This window comes from Cytobacillus oceanisediminis 2691 (assembly GCF_007678455.1).
Lineage (GTDB): Bacteria > Bacillota > Bacilli > Bacillales > Cytobacillaceae > Mesobacillus > Mesobacillus oceanisediminis_A.
On record NZ_VEEP01000007.1, the window covers coordinates 223,866 to 247,727 of the forward strand.

The 23,862-nt window shown below is 43.2% G+C and carries 24 protein-coding genes and 2 riboswitches; of the genes, 16 read left to right on the forward strand and 8 right to left on the reverse strand.

Going from position 1 to position 23,862, the window contains the following annotated elements; genetic code table 11:
* Nucleotides 1-71 precede the first annotated feature (71 nt).
* The gene (locus FS736_RS25185; RefSeq protein ID WP_260983618.1) at nt 72-200 is read left to right on the forward strand and encodes a hypothetical protein; all 129 of its coding nucleotides are present in this window, start codon (nt 72-74) and stop codon (nt 198-200) included.
* A gap of 17 nt (nt 201-217) precedes the next feature.
* Complete coding sequence (locus tag FS736_RS25190; protein ID WP_260983619.1) at nt 218-340, forward strand: hypothetical protein; 123 nt, start codon at nt 218-220, stop codon at nt 338-340.
* Nucleotides 341-371: 31 nt separating this feature from the next.
* Here the strand turns inward: FS736_RS25190 and FS736_RS15390 are convergent, their stop codons facing one another.
* Complete coding sequence (locus FS736_RS15390) at nt 372-1,364, reverse strand: LLM class flavin-dependent oxidoreductase (protein ID WP_144478824.1); 993 nt, start codon at nt 1,362-1,364, stop codon at nt 372-374.
* Nucleotides 1,365-1,564: 200 nt separating this feature from the next.
* On the opposite strand from FS736_RS15390, the gene FS736_RS15395 reads away from it, so the two are divergent.
* The 3 genes from FS736_RS15395 (at nt 1,565) to FS736_RS15405 (ending at nt 3,467) form a co-directional block, all read left to right on the forward strand.
* On the forward strand, nt 1,565-1,825 hold the full coding sequence (locus FS736_RS15395; RefSeq protein WP_144478826.1) for a flagellar basal body L-ring protein FlgH: 261 nt from the start codon (nt 1,565-1,567) through the stop codon (nt 1,823-1,825).
* A 467-nt stretch (nt 1,826-2,292) separates the two neighbouring features.
* Nucleotides 2,293-3,093 (forward strand): DUF2935 domain-containing protein, encoded by an 801-nt coding sequence (locus FS736_RS15400; protein WP_144478828.1) that lies wholly within the window; start codon nt 2,293-2,295, stop codon nt 3,091-3,093.
* A gap of 35 nt (nt 3,094-3,128) precedes the next feature.
* Complete coding sequence (locus FS736_RS15405; RefSeq protein ID WP_144478830.1) at nt 3,129-3,467, forward strand: YmaF family protein; 339 nt, start codon at nt 3,129-3,131, stop codon at nt 3,465-3,467.
* 184 nt (nt 3,468-3,651) lie between these two features.
* Here FS736_RS15405 and FS736_RS15410 read toward each other — a convergent pair whose 3' ends face one another.
* Nucleotides 3,652-4,182 (reverse strand): DUF1259 domain-containing protein, encoded by a 531-nt coding sequence (locus FS736_RS15410; protein ID WP_313959730.1) that lies wholly within the window; start codon nt 4,180-4,182, stop codon nt 3,652-3,654.
* A 208-nt stretch (nt 4,183-4,390) separates the two neighbouring features.
* Here FS736_RS15410 and FS736_RS25195 point away from each other — a divergent pair, with 208 nt between their 5' ends.
* Complete coding sequence (locus tag FS736_RS25195) at nt 4,391-4,513, forward strand: hypothetical protein (RefSeq protein WP_260983620.1); 123 nt, start codon at nt 4,391-4,393, stop codon at nt 4,511-4,513.
* A gap of 47 nt (nt 4,514-4,560) precedes the next feature.
* On the opposite strand, the gene brnQ is transcribed toward FS736_RS25195, so the two are convergent.
* Entirely contained in the window at nt 4,561-5,925 is a 1,365-nt protein-coding gene (gene brnQ / locus FS736_RS15415) for a branched-chain amino acid transport system II carrier protein (protein WP_144478832.1), read from the reverse strand.
* Nucleotides 5,926-6,240: 315 nt separating this feature from the next.
* Between brnQ and FS736_RS25200 the strand changes: the two genes are divergently transcribed.
* The gene (locus FS736_RS25200; protein ID WP_260983621.1) at nt 6,241-6,375 is read left to right on the forward strand and encodes a hypothetical protein; all 135 of its coding nucleotides are present in this window, start codon (nt 6,241-6,243) and stop codon (nt 6,373-6,375) included.
* Nucleotides 6,376-6,471: 96 nt separating this feature from the next.
* Here FS736_RS25200 and FS736_RS15420 read toward each other — a convergent pair whose 3' ends face one another.
* Nucleotides 6,472-7,680, reverse strand: coding sequence for a M20 family metallopeptidase (locus FS736_RS15420; protein WP_144478834.1), 1,209 nt, complete (start codon nt 7,678-7,680; stop codon nt 6,472-6,474).
* Between the two features lie 55 nt (nt 7,681-7,735).
* Between FS736_RS15420 and FS736_RS15425 the strand changes: the two genes are divergently transcribed.
* Nucleotides 7,736-8,116, forward strand: a complete 381-nt coding sequence (locus FS736_RS15425) for a hypothetical protein (RefSeq protein ID WP_144478836.1) — start codon at nt 7,736-7,738, stop codon at nt 8,114-8,116.
* A 76-nt stretch (nt 8,117-8,192) separates the two neighbouring features.
* Here FS736_RS15425 and FS736_RS15430 read toward each other — a convergent pair whose 3' ends face one another.
* The 4 genes from FS736_RS15430 to map all read right to left on the reverse strand — a co-directional run bounded on the left by FS736_RS15430 (nt 8,193) and on the right by map (nt 12,017).
* Complete coding sequence (locus FS736_RS15430; RefSeq protein ID WP_144478838.1) at nt 8,193-9,029, reverse strand: MetQ/NlpA family ABC transporter substrate-binding protein; 837 nt, start codon at nt 9,027-9,029, stop codon at nt 8,193-8,195.
* Nucleotides 9,030-9,044: 15 nt separating this feature from the next.
* Complete coding sequence (locus FS736_RS15435; protein ID WP_144478840.1) at nt 9,045-9,695, reverse strand: methionine ABC transporter permease; 651 nt, start codon at nt 9,693-9,695, stop codon at nt 9,045-9,047.
* Nucleotides 9,685-10,716, reverse strand: a complete 1,032-nt coding sequence (locus FS736_RS15440; RefSeq protein ID WP_144478842.1) for a methionine ABC transporter ATP-binding protein — start codon at nt 10,714-10,716, stop codon at nt 9,685-9,687. Before FS736_RS15440 ends, FS736_RS15435 begins: the two co-directional genes overlap by 11 nt.
* Before the next feature lie 85 nt (nt 10,717-10,801).
* A riboswitch (SAM riboswitch) is annotated at nt 10,802-10,905 on the reverse strand.
* Nucleotides 10,906-10,994: 89 nt separating this feature from the next.
* A riboswitch (SAM riboswitch) is annotated at nt 10,995-11,098 on the reverse strand.
* Nucleotides 11,099-11,273: 175 nt separating this feature from the next.
* Nucleotides 11,274-12,017, reverse strand: coding sequence for a type I methionyl aminopeptidase (map, locus tag FS736_RS15445; RefSeq protein ID WP_144478844.1), 744 nt, complete (start codon nt 12,015-12,017; stop codon nt 11,274-11,276).
* A 254-nt stretch (nt 12,018-12,271) separates the two neighbouring features.
* Between map and FS736_RS15450 the strand changes: the two genes are divergently transcribed.
* The 8 genes from FS736_RS15450 to FS736_RS15485 all read left to right on the forward strand — a co-directional run bounded on the left by FS736_RS15450 (nt 12,272) and on the right by FS736_RS15485 (nt 23,839).
* Nucleotides 12,272-13,087, forward strand: a complete 816-nt coding sequence (locus tag FS736_RS15450; RefSeq protein ID WP_144478845.1) for a ZIP family metal transporter — start codon at nt 12,272-12,274, stop codon at nt 13,085-13,087.
* 262 nt (nt 13,088-13,349) lie between these two features.
* Nucleotides 13,350-14,336 (forward strand): ABC transporter permease, encoded by a 987-nt coding sequence (locus tag FS736_RS15455; protein WP_144478847.1) that lies wholly within the window; start codon nt 13,350-13,352, stop codon nt 14,334-14,336.
* Entirely contained in the window at nt 14,317-15,249 is a 933-nt protein-coding gene (locus FS736_RS15460) for a carbohydrate ABC transporter permease (protein ID WP_144478849.1), read from the forward strand. The genes FS736_RS15455 and FS736_RS15460 overlap by 20 nt, the downstream gene beginning before the upstream one ends.
* A 211-nt stretch (nt 15,250-15,460) precedes the next feature.
* Nucleotides 15,461-17,116 (forward strand): type 2 periplasmic-binding domain-containing protein, encoded by a 1,656-nt coding sequence (locus FS736_RS15465; protein WP_144478851.1) that lies wholly within the window; start codon nt 15,461-15,463, stop codon nt 17,114-17,116.
* A 178-nt stretch (nt 17,117-17,294) separates the two neighbouring features.
* A complete protein-coding gene (locus FS736_RS15470) occupies nt 17,295-19,157 on the forward strand; it encodes a sensor histidine kinase (RefSeq protein WP_186326809.1) in 1,863 nt (620 codons plus the stop codon).
* Complete coding sequence (locus FS736_RS15475; protein WP_144478855.1) at nt 19,150-20,658, forward strand: response regulator; 1,509 nt, start codon at nt 19,150-19,152, stop codon at nt 20,656-20,658. Before FS736_RS15470 ends, FS736_RS15475 begins: the two co-directional genes overlap by 8 nt.
* A gap of 1,026 nt (nt 20,659-21,684) precedes the next feature.
* On the forward strand, nt 21,685-22,482 hold the full coding sequence (locus FS736_RS15480; RefSeq protein WP_222125078.1) for a glycoside hydrolase family 16 protein: 798 nt from the start codon (nt 21,685-21,687) through the stop codon (nt 22,480-22,482).
* A 22-nt stretch (nt 22,483-22,504) separates the two neighbouring features.
* The gene (locus tag FS736_RS15485; protein ID WP_144478857.1) at nt 22,505-23,839 is read left to right on the forward strand and encodes a GH1 family beta-glucosidase; all 1,335 of its coding nucleotides are present in this window, start codon (nt 22,505-22,507) and stop codon (nt 23,837-23,839) included.
* The last annotated feature ends 23 nt before the right edge of the window (nt 23,840-23,862 follow it).

The following is a 23,862-nucleotide window of genomic DNA, read 5'->3' on the forward strand; positions in this document are numbered from 1 at the left end:
ATAACAAAGATACGAAATAGGAAGTTTTATTTGAGGATTTTGAGCATCTTAAAAAGTGGGGGTGACAAAACATGAGTGGAAAAGAAATCAGCCAGCAGAATGTAAGACTGGGCGGAAAAATTGCCAAAGAGAAAGGCCGTACGAATGGCGAGCTTGGCAATGACAATGACATCAATTCAGGAAAGAACCGCAAAAAGTAAAATGGAGGAGGATCATCATGACAAATCGAAACGATAACCGCGAACGCAAAAATAAATACCCAAACAATAAAGAAAGAAATATCTCCAAAGACATCAATGTGCGAAGCGAGATGACCAAAAAAGATTTGAAGGAACAATAAAAGGAAGGGGGTTTCCCCTTCCTGCATTACTTTAGAGTAGGGCTTCCGCAAGCATTGTGTATGTCTTCACTTTATCCTGGAAGCTGTGCAGATTATTGATGATCATAAACTCCTCAGTCCCATAATCATCACTCAGCCTCAAGAGCTCACTCTTCACTTTTTCCGGCGTTCCGATGATCATTCTTTTTCGGTTTTCCACGATCCTGTTCCGATCCTCCGCCGTTAGCGTTGTATTCTTTGCTTCTTCCAATGATGGAATCCTTGTATCCATCCCCTTTTCTACCCGCAAAAGCCATAAGTCCTGACTCAAAGCCAGTTCATCAGCCTTTTCCTGGGTTTCAGCACATACAACAAAAATACACACATTTGCTTTGGGTTTTTTCAGGAATGGAGAAGGCTGGAACTCCCGGAAATATTGTTCCAATGCTCTTTTTCCGTTGGCGGGTGTTATGAAATGGCCGTATGTAAATGCTGTTCCCTGTTCTGCTGCAAGTCTGGCTCCGCGATGAGTGATTCCCAATAACCATAATTCAGGGAAAGCTGTTTTGTCAGGATAGGCTTTAACGCTATGAAAGGGATGGTCACCTGGCAATTCATTCTGTAAGAATCCTTTTAGGTCACTAATTTGTCTGGGAAACTCATTTAAACTTTTCCGAAGTCCATCTGTCAACGCAAGCCTCGTGGTGGCTGACCCGCCAGGAGAACGGCCTAATCCAGCATCTATCCTGTTTGGGAACAGAGCCTCTAAAACCTTGAAGTTCTCTGCCACTTTAAAAGGGCTGTATTGAGGGAGCAGGACTCCGCCTGAACCAATTCTGATTCTTTGGGTCATCGATGCTATGTGGGATATCAATATTTCAGGAGAGGAACCGGCAATGCCGTTGGTGTTATGATGCTCAGCAACCCAGAACCTGGTGTACCCAAGATCTTCTGTGATTTGGGCCAGCTCAACTGTTTTGCGAAAAGCCTGTGCGGCCGAATCCCCCACGCTGATGACGGATTGATCAAGTACACTTAACTTCACTAATTAACCCTCCAGTTGCAAGCTGCTTCATTTTACCCATTATTCCCTCAAGCAATCCGCCCAAACTAGCATCCACACGTAAAGGTCCTTTAACCTGGAAAAACACATAGTCATCCAAAACTTTAAGGCAGGGGGGGAATGTTTATGATTTTCCAGTTGGGCTATAAGTAAAGTAACCTGTTACAGAAAGGAGTGACAACATGATGAAGCGAAACTTGATGCTTTCGTTTACGTTAGGGGCAGGCATCTTGCTGGCAGGCTGCGGAGCCACAGAAGAGCCGCCGCCAGAAGACGATCCGGTAATGGAACAGGATGAACAAGCACCACCAGCACCTGATGGAATGACAGAGGATCCTGGTGAACCAACCGATGGTACAACCGAGGATGATGAGAATTTAACGGACGATGAAAAAGACAAGGTTGAAAAGTCTGTTGAAGATAATGAGAATGAACAACCTTAGGACACCAGAGGTTCTAAGGTTTTTTATTGATTATATTATAGAGGGAATTGGTACAGAAAAAATGCTGTCTCTATGGAAGAGGCAGCATTTTTCCTTTATTGCTTTTCATCACCATCAGATTCTTCTTGATTCAATTTGAAATCTTCATCCTTAACATCATTTTCAGTATCCTCAACTGGCGGTTCATTTTCCTGGTCCGTCTAAGAGGAACATCCACCGATAAAAATTGTCAGCGCCAAAGGAATTCCATAAAAGAGTTTCTTTTTCACAATAAAAACCCTCCTCCTCCGAAATATTCTCGGCAGAAAAACATACCCAGTCAGTAAGCTGGACTGGAACATCTCACTCAACAGAGTCACCTATGTGGAAATCACTTTAGGCATAGAAAAAAACATAATAATGTTTTGGGACAAGAAATAGATACATATATTTTAAGATGTATGTATAGTGTGATGAGGAGGGTGTTCATGGCTAATCCGATTGTTCTTAGATCACTGGACGAAATTAGATTTTGGTCCAGAATCATGAAGGAGCACGCGCTGTTTTTAAGTCTGGGGTTTACGTATGAGCAAAAACAATTAATTGCTGAAGCACAACAGTTTATTGTGATATTTGAGCGGATTGAGGAAAAACTGGCACGATTTAGCGCTAACACGGATATTCGTCAAATCCAAGCTTTTAACAATGAGGTTTATCAAGCTGCCGCCTCAATTTGGAGTTACAAAAGAAAAGTATTAGGACTCACTCTGCGCTGTGAAATAAGACATAATAATTTCCCTTTGCTAATTGATCACGTAAGCAGAGAAGCAGCGTATTTTGCTAATCGTTTGAAGGAGTTAAATGAAGGGAAATTAGTTCCAGAGCCAGAGGCCATAATCGCTGAAAATGTTTTCTTCCTAAGAATTATGGCAGACCATGCAAAATTTATCGGGCATCTCTTAGATCCTTCAGAAAGGAAGCTGGTTGAGCAGGCTAGGGAATTCAGTCATGACTTTGACCAATTGGTGTTCCAGGCTGTGGATTTGGATTCGATGAGACCTCAATCGGAAACAGTGCCAATGCTTGATCAATTCCTGGATCAAAACAGGGTTTCGGTTGCTTCATTAAGAGATTTTAAGAAAACAGCTAGAGAATTAATTGAAGCCTGCAGAATCAAAAGCAATATTCATCCGCTGTTAGCTGACCATACATTCAGGGAAGCGGAACGGTTTTTGGAAATCATTGATCATTTTGAAGCTAGCCTAAACGCACAGACCATAAAAGGGTAACGTATATTTGAGTTATCAAGAGTGAGGGTGAGGGTATGGCGAAGATAGGGAAAGATGATTTTGTAAAAGGTTTTGTACCACATCATAATCATGGTTCAGTCGATTACACTTCTATGGGTGCAGGACATGTTCATCAATGCCTGGATGTAACTTCACCGCCCATCATGACAGAGGATCACAACCATGTCCACTACACTGAAGGATATGTGGTCTTTGAAAACGGGCATACCCACCATTATCAGGCTTATTCCGGACCAGCAATTCCAGTCGGAAATGGAATGCACGTCCATTATTACGATTTCTACACTACTGAAAACGATGGACACCGCCACCGGGTAAAAGGTATTGATCAGCCAGCACCCGGTGATAAATAAAAAAGAGCGACCTTCAAAAGAACCGCCGGCCTTGAGAGGTTGGCGATTTTTTGTTTGTTGTCAGGTTATTTTCCAGATGACTTACTTACAATGGAAAATATACTTGTGCAGAAGATCCGATGCTCTATAATGAGCCGAACCGAAAAAAAAGCTGCCGGCAAGGACCCACAGCTTAAAATGATATTTAAAATAATCCAGCATCTTTTGCCGCTTCGATGCTGTCACATGCAAATTCGAACGGATCTCCGACATTTTCCCAATGCATATACATTAAACGCGGTTCTTCAAATAGCCAGTGATTGTGTACGGCTGTTACCTTGATTCCTCTTTTCCGTAATTCTGTAAGGAAAGGATTAATTTCTTCCTGCAGGATGACAGTTTCACCTAGATTCAGAGTTTTGCCGCCTTTGTTGTTTTCAAATGATAGTGCAAATGGAAGAGCAAGCGGGGACCGGGTGCGACGCCCCAGGATCGTAGCTTTTATGTTTCTTAAGCGCTGTACAACACAGGCTGGGGTAGTTGTAATAACATCTCCTCCGATAATATCTGCAAGCTCCTCGCATTTTCTTGCGCTAATGCCTCTGACTGTTCCACGTTCATGCATATGGGAACTTGATTCAAATTCATCTTCCAGCACGTCCTTTTGTTTATGATGATTTTTCGAAAACCGGAAGAAGGTTTGATTTCCCATGCTGTCAAATTCTCTTCTTTCCAATCTGTCCAACTCCTTTCATCTTATCAAAAGCAGTATATTCGAAGGAAATGGACATGACTGGATGGATTAATTAGGACAAACTCACTTTTCGCCTTTCTAAAAATATAGAGAAAGCATACCCTCGAAAAAGAAACACAAACTAATGGGTGAATGGTGAAGGATAGAGCATCTTTGATTTATATAAATTGAAAACAAAGGGGGTGAAAAAATGACGAAAAATAAACAAAAACATAATAAGGCAATGCCAAAAGCAGATGTAGAATTTGCTGAGGAAAGAGGAAATGGATTAGAAAAGGTAACATTAAAGGCTCAGAAAAAACATAATAAATAATTTGCCTGTATTGCAGAAACAAAAGAAAAAAGAACTGCAGAGGATCTCTACAGTTCTTTTTGGTATGTTCCTGAAGTTAATTCTGTTTTAGGTAAAAGGAAGCCAACCGCTGCTCCAGTGAAGGCTGGAATGATCCACCCAAGACCTATATCGTATAACGGAAGGTAATCCATGTATAACGTCTTGATCGAATTGAAAACTGGAACATTCAGATAGGGAACATTTGCTGCTAATGTACTATATCCATCAAAAAAGCTTACAAGAAATGTCATCGCCATCGAAGCAGAGTAAACGCTCTGTTTATTACCGAATAGCGGTGATAATAGGGTTAACAGGATCAGGATGATGGCTAAAGGATACAGGAACATTAAAACCGGTACAGCGAATTGAATGATATTGTTTAAGCCGAAGTTTGCAATGGCAAAGGAAACGAAGCTTAGAATAAATACATAACTTCTGTATGAAACCTTCGGAAACACGTCATGGAAGAACTCGCTGCAGGCTGTGATCAGGCCTATGCTTGTTTTTAAACATGCAAGCACAATGATGGTAGCAAGAAGGACGGCACCGAATGAGCCAAAATAGTGCTGTGCGACTGCTGCAAAAATCTGGCCGCCATTTTCGAATGTCCCGATGGCTGTCACGCTTGATGCTCCCATAAATGTTATAAGCCCGTAGATGAGCATCATCAGTGACATTGCGAAAATCCCTGATTTCATGGTTGCTTTGGCGATTTCTTTTTTGCCAGTAATACCTTGTCTTTTAATCGCGTGGATGACAACAATCCCGAATGCCAGGGATGCCAGGGCATCCATTGTATTATATCCTTCTTTAAAACCTGTCATGAAGGCAAGCTTCTCATAAGCACCGGCAGGTTCACCATAACTCCCCATTGGATTGAATATCGAAAATCCAATTAAAAGAAATAAAAAAACGAGAAACGCCGGAGTCAAATATTTGCCGATGTAATCCATGACCTTTGCTGGATGGAGGGAGAAAAAATAAACAATGGCAAAAAAGATGAAGCTGAAAATCCCCAGCCATAAACCAGCCTGCCCTGGAGCAATATAAGGCTCAAAACCAACAACGAATGGAACAGTGGCTGTTCGTGGAATCGCAAAAAATGGTCCAATGGTTAAGTATAGAACTGTGGCAAAGGCAATGCCGAAAACAGGGTGCACTCTGCTGGCCAAATCACGCAATCCGGTGCTGCCGGAAAGCCCGATCGCCAATATACCTAAAAAGGGAAGGCCAATGGCTGTGACCAGGAAACCGATCAACGCAGGCCAGAAGTTTGTGCCTGCAAGCTGGCCTAATTGAATCGGGAAAATTAAATTCCCAGCGCCAAAGTACATGCCGAATAGCATGGTTCCAATGAGTGCATAGGTTGAAAATGAGATTTTTTGCTGCAATTAAATTGCCTCCTCTTCTTGATGTAGTGAATCATGGTTTCTTCAGTTGGCAGGGAGGTATTTCTATTGAAGAAGGGAAGGAAATAGATAGAGAGAAATGAATTGTTCAATCTATCACAATAGAGTGTTCCGTTGTACCCAAAAGAAGAATAATACACATTACTATATATACTTACAGTTCACAAGTCAATGGAATTTTTAGTATTTTTAGAATTAAAGGAAAGCAATTCGCGGCAAGAACTTCTTCAGGAGTTTTGCTAACGGCGGTTCAGATTGCATCCGATAGAGAGAGTTTTGATTTCACGAGAGAATCTGATGACGATCGAACAAGCAAAAGCAATATTGAAAAATCCAGAGCTGGGACGACATTTGACAAGAGAAGAAATGGAGGCGATTGATTTCTTAATCAGCGTCGCCAAAGCAAGAGAACAGTGCTTCTGTTCCTTTTGATAGGTATCGATCAGGCTGGTAACTTAAAACAACCATAAGACCCTTGCGCATGGGCAAAGGTCTTCTTTCAATAGTGGGCAAGTATAAGGAAACAGGTTATTGTTTGTTTTCCGCTGCTTTCCTCAGCTCGAACTCAGCTTTGATATCTGTCAATAGTTCCTGGTCTGTAAATAATTGTAAAGCTGTCAGAGCAAGAGCTTTTGCTCCCTTTAGCAAGGCTTCGTCTCCCTCTGGTGAAGCTGCAGCTTCCCTGAAGGGAACAGTGTGGGCCACGAGATTATCAGGGCCTATCTTGATATAAGGGTGAATGGTTGGAACGACCTGGCTGATATTACCTGCATCGGTAGAGCCAATTCCCTCCCTTTCATTGGCTGCAACGTTCTCCCCAAGGTCTTGAATCACATTTTTAAAGACTTCATTATACCGATCATTCAATAGCAAATTATCGACTTTATTTTGGAAGGCGATAACATTCAGCTTTGCACCAGTTGCAAGGGCCGCACCTTCTGCAACAGCCTTTACGCGCTGGGTGACATCATTCAATCGGCTTCGGGTGGCTGCGCGGAGGAAGAATCTGGCTTTGGCATATTCAGGAATGATGTTCGGTGCATCCCCTCCATGGGTGATGATGCCGTGAATCCGAACATCATCCGTCAGCTGCTGTCTCAATGCATTGATTCCGTTGAACAGCTGGATCACAGCATCCAGAGCGTTTATACCTTCATGAGGAGAAGCCGCTGCATGGGCGGGCTTTCCGATAAATTCAAAGTCGAGAGGATCCACAGCAAGCGAGGTTGATGTCAATCTGGTCTGTCCTGAAGGGTGCAGCATCAAAGCCGCATCGATTCCCTCAACAAGGCCATGCTTTACAAAGCTTCCTTTCGCGCTCCCATTTGGTCCGCCTTCTTCGGCAGGCGTTCCAAAAACGACTGCTTCACCGCCAGTTTCATCCAATACTTTGCTTAGCGCGATCGCTGCGGCGACACTGGTTGTGCCTATGATATTATGTCCGCAGGCATGGCCAATCCCAGGCAGGGCATCATACTCTGCCAAAAAGGCGATGGATGGTCCCGGTTTTTCAGACCTTTTGCGAGCAACAAAGGAGGTTTCGTGTCCTGCTACCGCCTTTTCAACTTCAAAACCTTCATCTTCTAAAATATTGATAAGCCGTGCAGAAGCGAAAAACTCCTCATTGCCGATTTCCGGGCGTGCGTGAATTTCATGGCTGGTCGTTAAGTAAAGATATTGGTTCAGTTCCACGTTTTCTGTAATGATATCTTTAAGTGACTTTACTGATGTTGACATCCTGATTCCTCCTTTAAACTTTCATAAAAATAGTGAGTAACAGGGGCATCCCCTTTTGAAAGCTATTAACTTCAGTCCCAAGCCTGCTGGTCTTTCCCGAAAAGCGATGGCTTCCGCAATCATGATCGCAGAATATTCAAAGCTGCGCCCGAAAAGCGAAGGCTTCTGGAATTACGGTCGCAGAACAGTCAAAGCTGCGCCTGAAAAGCGAAGGCATCTGCAATTACGGTCGCAGAACAGTCAAAGCTGCGCCCGAAAATCGATGGCTTCCGCAAACTTGGTCGCAGAACGACCAAAGCTGCGCCCGAAAAGTGATGGCTTCAGCAATCATGGTCACAGAACCAGTCAAAGCTGCGTCCGAAAAGTGACGGCTTCCGTAATCTTGGTCGCAGAACGACCAGAGCTGCGCCCGAAAAGTGATGGCTTCCGCAATTAGGGTCGCAGAACAGTCGAAGGTGTGCCCGAAAATCGGTGACTTCAAGAATGACGGACGCATTAAATGAGATTTCTTCTTACCATCCAATCTCACTGAGCGGCACAAAGGTAGGGAGGGTGTTTCCTTTGTATTCTTTTTCGATGAATTCCTTTGTGTCATCCTGCTGGTAAAGTTCAGCTAATTTTTTCAAAGCTTCATTGTCCTTATCTTCTTCGCGGACAGCAATGATATTGATATATGGAGTGGCAGTGGCACTTTCAAGGAAGATGGCATCCTTCTTTGGTGTTAGTCCTGCATCAACCGCGATTCCGTTGTTGATGATCGATGCGGCTACATCCGGCAATACCCTTGGTGTCTGGCCGGCAACCAGCGGCACAAGTTCAAGATTCTTTGGATTTTCAACGATTTTATCGAGGGCGCCAATTCCGTCGAAGCCTTCCTCAAGCTTGATGAGCCCAGCTTCCTGGAGTAAAAGAAGTCCTCTTCCCATATTTGTCGCTTCATTTGCAAGAGCAATCTTCCCGCCTTCAGGAATGTCTTTCACTTCTTTATATTTTTCAGAGTAAATACCCATTGGAGCAATCATTGTGGTTGCGATTGGAACAAGGTCAAGATTATGTTCTTTGATGAAAGCGTCAAAATAAGAAACGGTTTGGAATGAGTTTGCATCCAATTCGCCTTCTGCAAGCGCAAGGTTCGGCTGGACATAGTCCGAGAAAGTGACGATTTCGACGTCAATTCCTTCTTTTTCTGCCTTTTTGGCGACAAAATCCCATACACGGTGATCTGTTCCGCTGACGCCAAGCTTTACTTTGACAGTCTCTCCGCCTTTCGCTGATGATGAGGAGCTCGAGCATGCTGTGCTGATTAATGCCAGACTAAGTACGATCAATGCTAGTAAAAGTTTTTTCATTTTTGATTCCTCCTGTTATCTTCTTCTGATTTTTTTAGCTGAAATATTTCCAAGGGATTGGAGCCCCTGTACCATGACTATCAAAATACCAACGGTGATGAACATTGTCTGGGTATCAAACCGCTGGTATCCGTATGTAATCGCGAGGTCGCCCAAGCCGCCTCCTCCGATTGCTCCGGCCATTGCCGATGCACCGATCAATCCGACCGTTGCAATCGTGAAAGCAAGAATGAGTGAACTCATAGCTTCTGGAAGAATGAATTTGAATACAATCTGCCATGGAGTGGCACCCATTGATTCAGCGGCTTCGATAACTCCTGGATCCACTTCCAACAAAGAATTCTCTACCAATCTTGCAATATACGGTCCTGCATAAAAGACAAGCGGGACGACGGCAGCGGCCGTACCAATTGATGTGCCGACAATCAGCCGGGTCAGCGGAATGATTGCGACCAGCAGGATGATGAATGGCACTGATCGGAATACGTTGATGACACTGTTAAGTACATTGAAGACAGGTGCATTTTCTAGCAAATGGCCTTTTCTCGTCACGACAAGCGCAATTCCAAGGGGAACTCCAAGGACTGCCGAAAACAGCAGGGAGAACGCGACCATTTGCAGTGTTTCAATTAATGCCTGGATGATTTGTTCTGAATTAACTAGCATGTGCGGTCACTTCCTTTATGTTGACTTTTTGCTGATTGATAAAATTAAGAGCCCTTAAAATTTCTTTATCACTTCCCTGGAACTCGACAATCAGGTTGCCGAATGGAATTCCCTGAAGCTCGGTGATATTTCCAAACAGAACATTGACATGGATATCAAAATTCTTTGACAGCTGTGACAGCAGCGGCTCGCCTGCTGACTCACCGACGAAGTTGATCCTAAATACCTTTTGAAGCCCCGAATGTCCTTTGATGATTCTGCGGACGGAATCTGGAATATTGTCATTCATGATGGTGCTGACAAAATTTCTGGCTGTTACTGTTTTGGGAGCTGAAAAAACTTCAAATACTGAGCCTTCCTCAATGATTTTACCTTCCTCGATGACCGCCACCCGGTCACAGATTTCCCTGATGACAGACATTTCGTGGGTAATGATTAATATCGTGATGTTGTACTCCTTGTTGATTTTTTTCAAAAGCTGAAGAATCGAACTTGTAGTCTGCGGATCCAGGGCCGAAGTTGCTTCATCACAAAGCAGGATCTTTGGCTGGGTTGCCAGCGCACGGGCAATGCCGATTCGCTGTTTTTGTCCGCCTGAAAGCTGGTCCGGATAATTGTCCGCCTTATCAGCGAGACCTACAAAGTCGAGGAGCTGATAAACCCGCTCTTTGATTTTCGCCTTCGGAACCTTACCGAGGACAAGCGGCATTGCGACATTTTCAAATACGGTCTTGGAGTTCAAAAGATTGAAATGCTGGAACACCATCCCGATATTCCTTTTAACCTCACGGACTTCTTTAAGTGAAAGGGAAGTCATGTCGCAGCCATCGACAATCACCCGGCCGGATGTCGGGCGTTCCAACAGATTCACACAGCGGATCAGTGAACTTTTTCCTGCTCCGCTAAAACCAATGACCCCAAATATCTCTCCTTCTTTGATTTCCAGATCAATTCCATTAAGTGCCGGTACCTTTTTCCCGCGGCTTTCATAAACTTTCTCCACTTGTTCAAATGTAATCAACAGTCTTCCTCCTTTGTAGATAATAAAAAAACCTCTTCCAGGAAACAGGAAGAGGCATGCCGCAACGAATGCAGGACAAGATCTCTTCTTATCTCCCAAGCTATTGCTTGCTGGATTTGGCACAGTCCTCAATGTGAGTCCGCTGCCGAGGCTTCATAGGGCCAGTCCCTCCGCCTCTCTTGATAAGAAAGTCTCGATATTAATTTGTAGATGGGGATTATTGGAAAATAAAAAGTCCCCTTCAGAAAGAAGAGGACATGAATTAAAAAGTCGGCCTCTTCTTATCTGTCAAGCTCACGCTTGCTGGATTTGGCACAGTCATCCATAGGAGTCCGCTGCCGAGGTGTCATAGGGCCAGTCCCTCAACCTCTCTTGATAAGAAGTAACGAATATTGAGTTGTAAATCTTGTTTATTACTTTACTGCGTCACAGATAATGTGTCAATCATTTTGTGGGAATTTTTTTAGAAACACGAAAAATAGGAATTTAGTATTAAATGGCAGAGAGCCGATAAAAATACAAAAACCCCTGCATCGGCAAGGGGTTCAAGTGGAATTTTATCTGGTAATAACGATAGGTCCATTTTTAGTGAGGATGATTGTATGTTCACATTGTGCAACAAAGCTGTTTTCCGTGACATAAGTCCACTCATCATGTTCGTATTGGAAAACTTCTTCCTCACCAGTGGAGATGAATGGCTCAAAAGCGATGACCATTCCTTCTTTCAATAGCTCGTCATCCCATGGCTCATTATAGTTGTAGATGTGATCGGGAGCTTCATGGATGGTCCGCCCGATTCCATGTCCTGTAAGGTTTTTAATTACATTAAGTCCGTTTTTCCGCGCAGTCGCCATAACCGCCTTGCCCAGTCCGCTTTTCTTCGATCCGGGTTTCGCCTTTTTCAAGCCTGCTTCAAAAGCCTCAACAGCTGTTTCGCATATCTTCGTTAAAATCGGATCACCTTGGCCAACGACAAAGGAGATTCCTGTATCGGCAAAATAACCATTTTTTGATCCGGAAACATCGATATTAACGATATCACCTTCTTTAATGACTCGGCTCCCTGGAATCCCGTGGGCTACTTCTTCATTCACACTGATGCAAGTGTACCCTGGGAAATTGTATTCGCCTTTCGGAGCAGAAATCGCTCCATTCTCTTCAAACATGGCGCCTGCCAGTTCGTCGAGTTCCTTTGTGGTTATTCCGGGTACTGTCTTTTGCACCAATTCCTCCCGTATCATGCCGACAATCCTGCCAATTTCTTTTAACCCGTTAAAATCTTCTTCTGTTTTTGCAATCATGATTTAATTCCCTTCCATGTATGAACTATTTTATTAGCGTATCCCTTTTTTTCGTGAAAATCCATTCATCTGGCTCAGTGCCTTCAGATAAAAATAAATAGGATTGGAATTACGTATTGAATGTAGTAATCTTGAAAAAACAAACTTAGCCGTCTGATTTATGCTGAACAAGATATATTCACCACTTCATAATCCATATAATACATTAAAATGAGTTACATTAGATTACAGAGCAAGTCTTAGGAGGAAAAAAGATGCTTGATTTTTTCATGGGTTTCCATCCGGTTGTCCAGGCGCTGATTGGGACTTTGTTTACCTGGGGAATGACTGCTTTGGGCGCTGCTTTAGTATTTACAACGAAAAATCCAAACCAAAAGTTTTTGGATAGTATGATGGGTCTCGCGGCAGGAGTTATGATTGCTGCAAGTTTCTGGTCACTACTTGCTCCTGCGATTGAGATGGGTGAGGGAGGAAGCCTGCCGAGCTGGATGCCTGCTGCGACTGGTTTTCTTTTAGGCGGGTTGTTCTTAATGGTCGTAGATAAATTGATGCCCCATTTACATCCTAATTTATCAATGGAAAAAGCTGAGGGAATCCATCCCGAAAAGAAAAGACGAAGTACTTTGATGGTCTTGGCCATTACCTTGCACAACATCCCCGAAGGTCTCGCGGTCGGAGTGGCTTTCGGAGCTGCAGCTGCAGGCTTTCCTTCGGCTTCGCTTATGGGCGCGATTGCGCTTGCAATAGGAATCGGTATCCAGAACTTCCCGGAAGGTGTCGCAGTATCGATGCCACTTCGGCAAGTAGGAATGTCAAGAAAGAAAAGCTTCATGTACGGCCAGTTTTCAGGCATGGTCGAACCAGTTGCCGCAATGATTGGAGCAGCCGCTGTCATGTTCATCCAGCCACTTCTGCCGTATGCGCTAAGCTTTGCAGCCGGAGCGATGATTTTCGTGGTAGCCGAAGAAGTAATCCCTGGATCCCAGGAAAACGGCAACAGCGATTTGGCATCATTAAGCCTCATGTTTGGATTCGCCATCATGATGATCCTCGACGTGGCATTAGGATAAAAACTGGATAAAAAGCTGAGAAAACTGTGCACCGGACTGAACCATTAGTCTGGTGCACAGTTTTTTTTATATTAAGGACAACTTAAAATCTTCGCCTCCCGAAAAATGAAAACGATAACAATGTGATGGTATCAATATTTTGGCCGATTTTTCCAAAACTAAAAAATTGGTACCATAAGCAAAATTCGATGGCTTATAAATGTAAGCCCTTTTTTTTATGATGAAGATACAAGAAAGACAAAGCAGCCAAGGTGGTGAAGAAATGGAAGTCAAGATAGAACAGCCAGTCGAACAACAAGTTACTGACACCATTATCGAAAAGGCAACAAAAAAAGAAAAATACCAAAAAATCAAAAAGACAATCATTTCACAAAAGTATTTGCAGACGATGGCGCTTCTGGGTGTAGTATGGATGTTCATCTTTAACTATATCCCAATGTATGGGCTGATCATCGCGTTCAAGGAATATAGCATCATCAAGACGATTTCGGAGGCACCATGGGTTGGATTGATGCAGTTTAAGGAATTCCTGCAGGATGAAAATTTCTGGATTGTCCTCAAAAATACCCTGGGAATCAGCTTGATTAAATTGATTATCGGTTTCCCGCTCCCAATCATTTTTGCTCTTTTGCTTAATGAACTAACATCTATGAAGCTAAAGAAAGCGGTTCAGACAATTTCTTACTTGCCGCATTTTATTTCATGGGTTGTACTTGGAGGCATCTTGACTACATGGCTGGCGGATATCGGTGTCATCAATGATATTTTGCTAGGTTTAGGGTTGATCAGTGAACGGACGAATTTCCTGGCTGAGCCGGATAACTTCTGGGCGATTGTCATTCTCTCGGATATTTGGAAAGAACTTGGATGGTCAGCAATCATCTATCTGGCAGCTATTGCTGGTGTATCTCCGGAACTATACGAATCATCCACAATTGATGGAGCAAATCGTTTTCAAAAAATGTGGCACGTCACATTGCCGTCAATTCGCCCAACCATCACAATCTTGTTCATTCTTGCTGTAAGCGGTGTCCTGAATTCAAACTTCGATCAGATCTTGATTTTGCGAAACTCATTGAATGAGAGCGCCAGTAACGTTATTGATATTTACGTCTATCAGATGGGTCTGCAAAATGCCCGCTACTCATACGCAACAGCAGTTGGTTTATTGAAAGCGATCATCGCCTTCATCCTGCTCCTGTCTGCGAACAAGATTACGAAGAAACTGAATGGAACATCTTTATTCTAAGGGGGGTGAGGTTGTGTTTAAGCTTTTTAAACGGAACCGGCGAACAACAAGCGAATATATCTTCGACAACGTTAACATTCTCATTATGCTCTTTATCTGCGGCATCACGGTCTACCCAATCTGGTATGTTCTCGTCAACTCACTGAATGATGGTGTCGATGCCATGCGGGGGGGAATCTACTGGTGGCCGCGTGAGTTCACTTTTGCAAACTATAAGGCGGTTTTTGAAACACCTGGCATTGTTACATCATTTGGTGTGACCATTGCCAAAACGGTTATCGGCACAATCACCCATGTATTTTTTACAGCGATGGTTGCTTATGCTATTTCGAGACGAGACCTTTACGGCAGGAACTTTTACATGCTGGTTGGTGTCATCACGATGTTTTTCAGCGGCGGATTGATTCCCTACTTCCTGTTGATCAGGGACCTTGGGTTGTTTGATAACTTCCTGGTGTATATCATTCCGACAATGTTCAACTTCTTCCATCTGATCATCTTTGTTTCCTTCTTCAGGGAATTGCCAACTTCTCTTGAGGAAGCAGCAAAAATAGATGGGGCAAATGACTTTATGATTTTTATCAAAGTAATCATCCCGCTGTCAATGCCAGTTATTGCTACCATCGCACTGTTCCAGGGTGTCTACCAGTGGAATGACTATTTTGCCGGAGTCATCTTTGTAAATAACCCTGACCTGCAGCCAATCCAGACCTATCTATATAAGGTTGTAGCTGAGTCCAGCTCTAACCAAATGATGACGAATGCAGCGGGCTCGATTGCAACGAAGACAGTAACCTCTCAGTCAATCAAACTGGCAACAATGGTTGTAACGACGCTTCCGATCATGCTGGTCTATCCATTCCTGCAGAAATACTTTGTAAAAGGAATGCTGATTGGATCAGTAAAAGGTTGATTCTATTAACAATGATTTAAATTTTTCTTCTTAGAAGAAATTTAAATAATACCCGGCTTCATTATTAATTGAGTACTGCTTTTTCATGAAAGATACCCCTTATGATCTTGGGAAAGGCTGGTTTTTTGAAAAAAGCCTTTCCCGCTTTTTCAAAGCAGTGTACATTGAATAATGTGGCCCAAAAAAAACAAACAAGAGAGAGGGTCAAAAAATGAGGAGAAAATTTCTTTCCAAAGGCTTTTCACTAATGCTTGTTCTATCTTTGGTTTTGGCATTGTTTTCAGGTTGTTCCAACAAGGCAAATGAAAACGCTTCCGATGAAAAGGACACAGACAAACCAAAAGCAACAGCCAATGCACCTGGATGGCAGTCCAACAAGGAACCGATTACTTTTGATTGGTATGTGAACTTTTCCTGGTTCGCACATAAATGGGGCGACGATGTTGTTTCAAAGTATGTAACAGATAAAACTGGTGTTTCTGTCAACTTCATTTCACCAGCAGGCAACGAAGCTGAGAAAATGAACACGATGATTGCATCAGGCAAGCTTCCTGATTTCATCACGATCGGCTGGTGGGAAGATGCTGTCAAGAAGATGATCGAAGGCGAGCTTGTCATTCCATTGAATGAACTTGCTGACCAGTATGATCCGTATTTCTTTAAGGTAGCAGATGGAGCAAAGATTGAATGGTATAAGCAGGAAGATGGCAATACTTACGGTTATCCAAATGCTTCTTCATCACCAAAAGATTTTGACAAATATAAAGACCTTAAGCCATCAAACCAGACATTTCTTGTAAGAAAAGATATGTATGAAGCAATCGGCAGCCCTGATATGAGCACGCCTGAAGGATTCTTGAAGGCGCTTGAAGCTGCCAAAGAAAAATTCCCTGAAGTGAACGGCGCACCGCTGATTCCTTTCGGCTTAAATGAATTTACGGATGTAGGAAACACTTCCCTTGAAGGCTATTTGCAAAACTTCCTTAACATCCCGATGGAAAAAGACGGAAAGGTTTATGACCGCAGCCAGGATCCAGAGTATCTTGCATGGTTAAAAACTTTTAGAGAAGCAAATGACAAAGGGCTTCTTGCTAAGGACATCTTCATTGATAAGCGTCCGCAAATGGAAGAAAAGATCTCACAAGGCAGATACTTCGCAATGCTTTATCAGCGAAGTGACCTTGCAGCACAACAACACGCATTGTATGCTAAAGATCCTAACTCCGTATATATTGCAGTAGACGGACCTGCTAACTCAAATGGAGACGCACCTGCTTTGGCTGGTGACAGCATCTCAGGATGGACAGTGACTCTGATTTCCAAAGATGTGAAAGATAAAGAAAGAGCAATTCAATTCCTGACTTACCTGATCAGCGAAGAAGGACAAATGGACCTTTATATGGGTAAAGAGGGCGAAACATATGATATGGCAAACGGTAAGCCTGAATTCAAACCGGAAGTATTGGATCTGCTGAATAAGGACCGCGCAGCTTTTGACCAACAGTATGGTGCTTCATTCAAGTACTGGATGCTTATGGATACAAACATGAGCCTTGCATGGGCACCGCCAGCTTCTGAACCATTCAAGCAAATGGAAGACTGGACAAAAGGAAAAACAGTCAGCTATGCAGAATTTGATGGCATCAGCCCAACTGGAACTTCCACAGAAGGTGTCGCAGCAAGCAAGATCGCACAAGAATGGGGTAAAACACTTCCTAAGCTTCTGCTTGCTAAATCTGGTAAAGAGTTCGATAAACTCTACAACGACTTCCTGAAGAAACGTGATTCTTTCGGCTATGAAAAAGTGGAAAAGTATCAGCAGGAAGTATATGAAAACAATAAGAAAAAACTTGATGCAGCAAATTAAGTAACATTCGGAAAGACTGTTCCTTTTAGAATTAATTTTCTTGAAGGGACAGTCTATTCCTGCTTTTACGTTGGGCGTGAATCCTGTTAGACTTCAAAATATTGAAACACTTTTTCACGCTACTTTTAATGCTTAAGATGTATCATTTGAATGTGGATAAATGTTGGGTGTGATTAAAGTGGACTTTCATAAAAAAATTAAAGAGGCAGCGACCTGGTTTGACCGCCTTTCCCTGCAACAAAAGCTAATTGCCTTATATATCATCATTATCATTATTCCGATTATCATTTTTATCTCCATCTATTCCAGTAACGTATATGACAGGGCGATAACCGAAATCAGCATCAAGAGTGAAAATGCTCTGGAAATTGAAAAAATCCACATTAAAAACAATATAGAATCCATGAGACGGACGGCCCAGATGGTCGTTTCAGATATGGAATTCATTGATTTCGTTAAAAGCCGAAATGAAGCGAACGTCGACCAGTTAATAGATTTCAGGATGAACGAGCTTTCGAATGTCACCAGGCTGCAGGCAAATAACCCTGCCATAGAAAATATCCGCCTTTATACGACCAATCCATATGTAACCGAGATGTGGCCGATTCTCTTCAAGGAAGAACGGATCATGCAAAAGCCATGGAGAGATGAAGTCATCAACAGGAATGGCATGGAGGTATGGTGGTTTGACCAGCAGACAGAGGATGTTCTGGAACGGCTGCCATCACAAAACACTGCGAAAATTTCTTTGTTGCGGGAACTGGATTATCCAAAGGACGAACATTTAGGGATCATCGAAATTAATATGTTCCTGAAAAACTTTTTTCCTAAGATGTTCGGATCTGTTCAGGATCCTGATTCAGTGTATGCCGTGATCGACAAAGACAACAACATGATCAGGAACTTCCATCATACCTTTTTTGAAGATGAGGGAATTGACACAGAAGAGCTCAAACTGAAATTCAATAAATCAAAACACGAAGGCACTGGCAGTTTTCAGTTTGAAAACAATGAAACTCCATATCTAGTCATTACAGCCTACATCGAAGATTTGGATGCCTATCTGCTGAATGTCATTTCACTTGAGAGCCTTTATGCTGAAACTGCCAAGACAAGGAATGTTATTTTTAGCGGAATTATCTTTTTAGTTATTATTCTTTCTTTTGTCACCTATGTATTGGTCTTATTGCTCTTGAAAAAAATGTACAAACTGAAGGATTCAATGGAGCGAGTCGGGCACGGGGATTTTTCCGTGGATGTAGAGGTTGACGGTCAGGATGAGATTTCAGAACTGGCATTTCATTTTAAAAGCCTGCTTGGTAAAATGAACGGACTGATTGCTGAAGCTGTCAATAAGCAGGCAGCTGCAAAGGAAACCGAATTAAAGGCACTGAAGACCCAGATTGATTCCCACTTTCTGTATAACACATTGGAAAACATCAAAATGATGGCAGAAATAGAAGGGGAGTACGCTATTTCTGATGCAGTAACCTCGCTTGGGGAAATGATGCGTTATAATCTTAAATGGAAAAATGACTTTGTGATCCTGGAAGAAGAACTCAATTATATAAAAAACTATGTAGATATCATGAATCTGCGTCTGGATGGGCAGCTGACTTTAACGATTGATGTCCCAAACGAATTGCGGGACCAGGAAGTCCTGAAAATGTCACTGCAGCCGATTATCGAAAATGCGATTAAACATGGAATTATTCCGAACAACCAGAAAGACAGAGGCATCCTGCAGGTGAGCGCGAGGTATTCTGATGACTATGTCACTATTGAGATCGAGGATAATGGCGTTGGGATGACGCAAGAGCAGTGCGAGGCCCTCAACAGATCCCTCCAAACTGGTGAGGAACATCAAAATCATGGTTCCAAAGGCGGCAATGGCATTGGGATCCACAATGTGAATGAGAGGATCAAGCTTTACTATGGAACAGAGTATGGAGTGTTTGTTACAAGTGTCAAAGGCGAATTCACGATGGTGACATTAAAAATGCCTTGCAAAATTATGAAAGGGGGCAGCCAAAGTGTATAAAGTCCTTATAGCTGATGATGAGAAAAATATCCGATTGGGCATACAGGCAATGATTAAGAGAGAGCATCCAGAGTTTACTACTTTTATTGCCAGTGATGGACAGGAAGCCCTTGAACTAATAGCTGAAAATGAACCAGATATCGTGATCACTGATATTAAAATGCCGAGGATGGATGGTATCCAGCTGATCAAGGAAATCCAGCAAAGAGAAATCAAAACAGCCATTGTGATCCTAAGTGGCTATGATGATTTCACTTATGCCAAGGAAGCGATCAAGTATAAGGTGAGAGATTATCTTCTGAAGCCGGTCAATCGTTCAGAGCTTTTCAAAACTCTTAAATTGATCACTGAAGAACTGGAACAAAGCCAGAAAATGACCTATCAGCACATGGATGAATATCGTGCCAGTCAGCTGAATTATATTTTGCTCAGTCCTAATCTGCAAATGGATGTTGTAGAGGATCTTTATAAGAAAATGAAAATCGAAGCCTATCCGGATGGCTTTTATGTAGGGATCATCGATGCGGATGCTGAGATTGAAAAGAATCATTTGCTTGAAAAGATCAATCAGCTGCTTTGTTCACCCAATGATTGCATTCCATTTCTCGATAATGATGACAGGGTGACCATTATTTCAGCAGATCTCGAGCTATTTTCCCTGTTGAAAGAGCAGCTTGGCAGGGACAGACATTTGGTCTTCACCATTGGCATCAGTGAGAAGGAACAGGACATACGGGAATTGAAAAAAACGTATGAACAGGCAGCCACTGCCTTGAAGTACCATTTCCTCTATCCGCGCAGACAGGTTATTTATTATGAAAGTGTCAAAGAAAAGCCGGATGGTTCTTCAGTTCCGGTGGAATTGATCAATAAAATCTCCAATATGCTAGGAACAGAAAGGGAAAATGAAATAAAAACTAACCTGAGACAGGTGATGGACTTTGATGTCATCTCGCACAGCAGCATCAGCTATCTGGAAGACTTGAATCAGGCAATCAATGAGACCATTTTCAAAGGGTTTTTTAAGCGGCTGGGGGATGAATCCCTTGTGACGTTTGAGCTATTGAACAAAATTGATGACATTTATAACTTTGATAATTTCCATGAATACTTCCATGCCCTCGAAGGGTTGCTAATGAGGATCCACGAATACAATAAACAAATGAGATCAGTGTATTCAGAGCAGAAATATATGGACCGGGCGATCGCCTATATCAGGGAAAATTACCACAAGGACTTGAATCTCGCCGTAGTGGCAAATTATATATCATTGAATTACTCCTATTTCAGCCACATGTTCAAGGAGTATATTGGTCAAAACTTCGTTGATTATTTAAAAATGGTCAGGGTAGAAAATGCAAAAAAACTGCTGAAAGAAACGGACTTTAAAATTCTTGAAATCAGCGAGATGGTTGGCTACAAAAATCCCAAGCAGTTCGCACGAGTGTTCCGTGAAGCAGAAGGAATCTCGCCAAAAGAATATCGGGAAATGAATGGATGAAGAGAGCTGAATAGGCTCTCTTTTTCTTTTTTGCCCAAGTTTGGACAAAAGCTTGCCCGTGTGACTTTGTTTTGTCTGAAGTGACGCCAAGTTCGGACAAAGTGTGGCCTGTGGGGCTTCGTATTGTCCGAAGTGCCTCCAAGTTCGGACAAAGTGTGGCCTGTGCGGCTTCGTATTGTCTGAAGTGACGCCAAGTTCGGACAAAAGCTCGGCGGTAGGGCTTGGTTTTGTCCGAAGTGCCTCCAAGTTCGGACAAAAGCTCGGCGGTGTGGCTTCGTATTGTCCGAAGTGCCCCCAATTTCGGACAAAGTGTGACCTGTGCGGCTTCGTATTGTCTGAAGTGACGCCAAGTTCGGACAAAAGCTCGGCGGTAGGGCTTGGTTTTGTCCGAAGTGACGCCAAGTTCGGACAAAGTGTGGCCTGTGTGGCTTCGTATTGTCCGAAACGCCTCCAAGTTCGGACAAAGTGTGGCCTGTGTGGCTTCGTATTGTCCGAAGTGCCTCCAAGTTCGGACAAAGTGTGGCCTGTGCGGCTTCGTATTGTCTGAAGTGCCTCCAAGTTCGGACAAAGTGTGGCCTGTGGGGCTTCGTATTGTCCGAAGTGCCCCAAAGTTCGGACAAAGTGTGACCTGTGCGGCTTCATATTGTCCGAAGTGCCCCCAAGTTCGGACAAAGTGTGACCTGTGCGGCTTTATATTGACCGAAGTAACCCAGGGTTCGGACAAAAAGATTGGCGGCACGTCTTCGTTTTGTCCGAACTAGCTCCAGGTTCGGACAAAATCTCTCCGGTGCGCCTTCACTTTGTCTGAAGCAGCGCTATGTTCTTATACCTGCATCTAAATCAACGCTCTTATCCCAATAAAATTTGCACTTTTTGGAAGTGTTTTCACCTGGAATTCCGTTCTTCTAAAATATTGACACCCTAAACAAAATTCTCTATCTCAAGATGCTTTGCTGGCAAAGGTAGAATAGGAATTGAGAGATATTTTGTTCGAAGCAATCAGTTTTTCTGAAAGGGGAAGTTTAGGTGGAGCAAAAAGATCAGGGGAAGGCAAACAAAGAAATGATGGCGCTTTCAAAAACTGAAACAGTGTGGAGCCTGGTGTGGGAGGAGAACTTTGATCTTCCTGATATAGATGAAAGTAAGTGGAATTTCGTTGAGGCGGGAACGGGGTTTGGCAATGAAGAATCCCAGTTCTATACAAGACGGAAAGAAAATGCACGGATTGAAAATGGCCACCTGATTATCGAAGCCAGGAATGAGAAGTATAACGTGATGGATTATACATCTGCAAAATTGACGACCAGAGGTAAGGCAGCCTGGACATACGGTCGTTTTTCGATCCGGGCGAAGCTGCCTGAAGGCCAGGGAATCTGGCCGGCAATCTGGATGATGCCAGAAGATATGGAATTATACACAGGATGGCCGGCCTGCGGGGAAATTGACATCATGGAGTTGATTGGCCACCAGCCTGGCACGGTTTATGGAACGCTGCATTACGGAATGCCTCACACATATACAGGAGAGAACTATACACTTCCAAACGGTAAAAAGTTCTCGGATGATTTCCATGTCTTTACCCTTGATTGGGAACCAGGTGAATTCAGATGGTATGTGGATGATGTTCTGTACGCCAGGCAGACAGAATGGTTCAGCAAAGCTCAGGATTCAGAAGAACAGCAAGCGGGTTTTGCACCGTTCGACCGCGAGTTCTACCTGCAGCTGAACCTTGCTGTTGGTGGAAAGTGGCCTGGTTATCCTGATGGAACAACTCAGTTTCCTCAACAGATGGCAATTGATTACATCAAAGTATACAAAAAATAAACTCATCAGAGGTGAACAGAGGATGAACAAGTTTTCAAAGGATTTTATTTTTGGTACAGCAACCTCTTCCTATCAGATTGAAGGGGCCTATCAGGAAGATGGAAGAACCCTGTCTATATGGGATACGTTTTCCCGGACTCCGGGTAAGGTCTTCAATATGGATAACGGGGATATCGCCTGTGACCACTACCACTTATATGAAAAGGATATTGAGATTTTAAAAACGCTTGGTGTGGATTCTTATCGCTTCTCGATTGCCTGGCCAAGGATTTTCCCGGAGCAGGGCAAGTATAACGAAGCGGGAATGAACTTTTATAAAAAGCTTATAACACTCTTGAATCAAAATGGCATTAAGCCTGCAGTCACTCTTTACCACTGGGATTTGCCAATGTGGGCCCATGAAAAGGGCGGCTGGACAAACAGGGAATCCGTCAATTGGTTCTTGGAGTATGCTGAAAAATGCTTTGAGGAACTTGATGCACATGTGGAAATGTGGATTACCCATAATGAACCATGGTGCGCAGGTTTCCTCGGCTACCATCAGGGCGTCCATGCACCGGGACATACCAATATGGAAGAGGCGGTAAAGGCTGTCCATTATATGCTTCTGTCCCATGGTGAAGCTGTTTCCTTGCTGAAAGGGAAATTTGCTTCGGAAACTCCGATCGGGATTACGCTGAACCTGTCACCGGTGTACCCGGCAAGCAATTCTGCCAATGACCAGCTGGCTGCCAATAATGCGGATGGCTACACGAATAGGTGGTTCCTGGATCCTGTGCTAAAAGGATCTTACCCTGCGGATATGATGAATCTTTTTTCAAAATATGTCCATTCCTTCGACTTCATCCAGGAAGGCGACTTGGAGAAAATTTCTGTGGAATGTGATTTCTTTGGAATCAACTACTATAATCGCAGTCTTGTTGAATTCAATGCAGCATCGGACTTCCTGTTCAAGAGTGCCTATTCAGATTATCCAAAGACCGGAATGGGATGGGATATATCGCCGGCTGAATTTAAAGAACTGATTCATCGCCTGCGCAAGGAATATACGAATCTGCCAATCTATATAACCGAAAATGGCTCGGCGTTCGATGATTTTGTTTCAGATGACCATCGTGTCCATGATACCGAGAGACAGGACTATGTGGAAAAACATATTCGTGCCGTTGCCCAGCTCAATGAGGAGGGCATGAACGTCGCCGGGTATTATCTATGGTCTTTGCTCGATAATTTTGAATGGGCATTTGGCTACGACAAACGCTTTGGAATCACGTATGTTGATTTCGAGACACAGGAGAGAATCCTTAAGGATAGCGGTTACCGCTATGCCGAAATTATCAGGAACCGCTCAATCTAAATCCAACATCTCTGGAGTGAGAA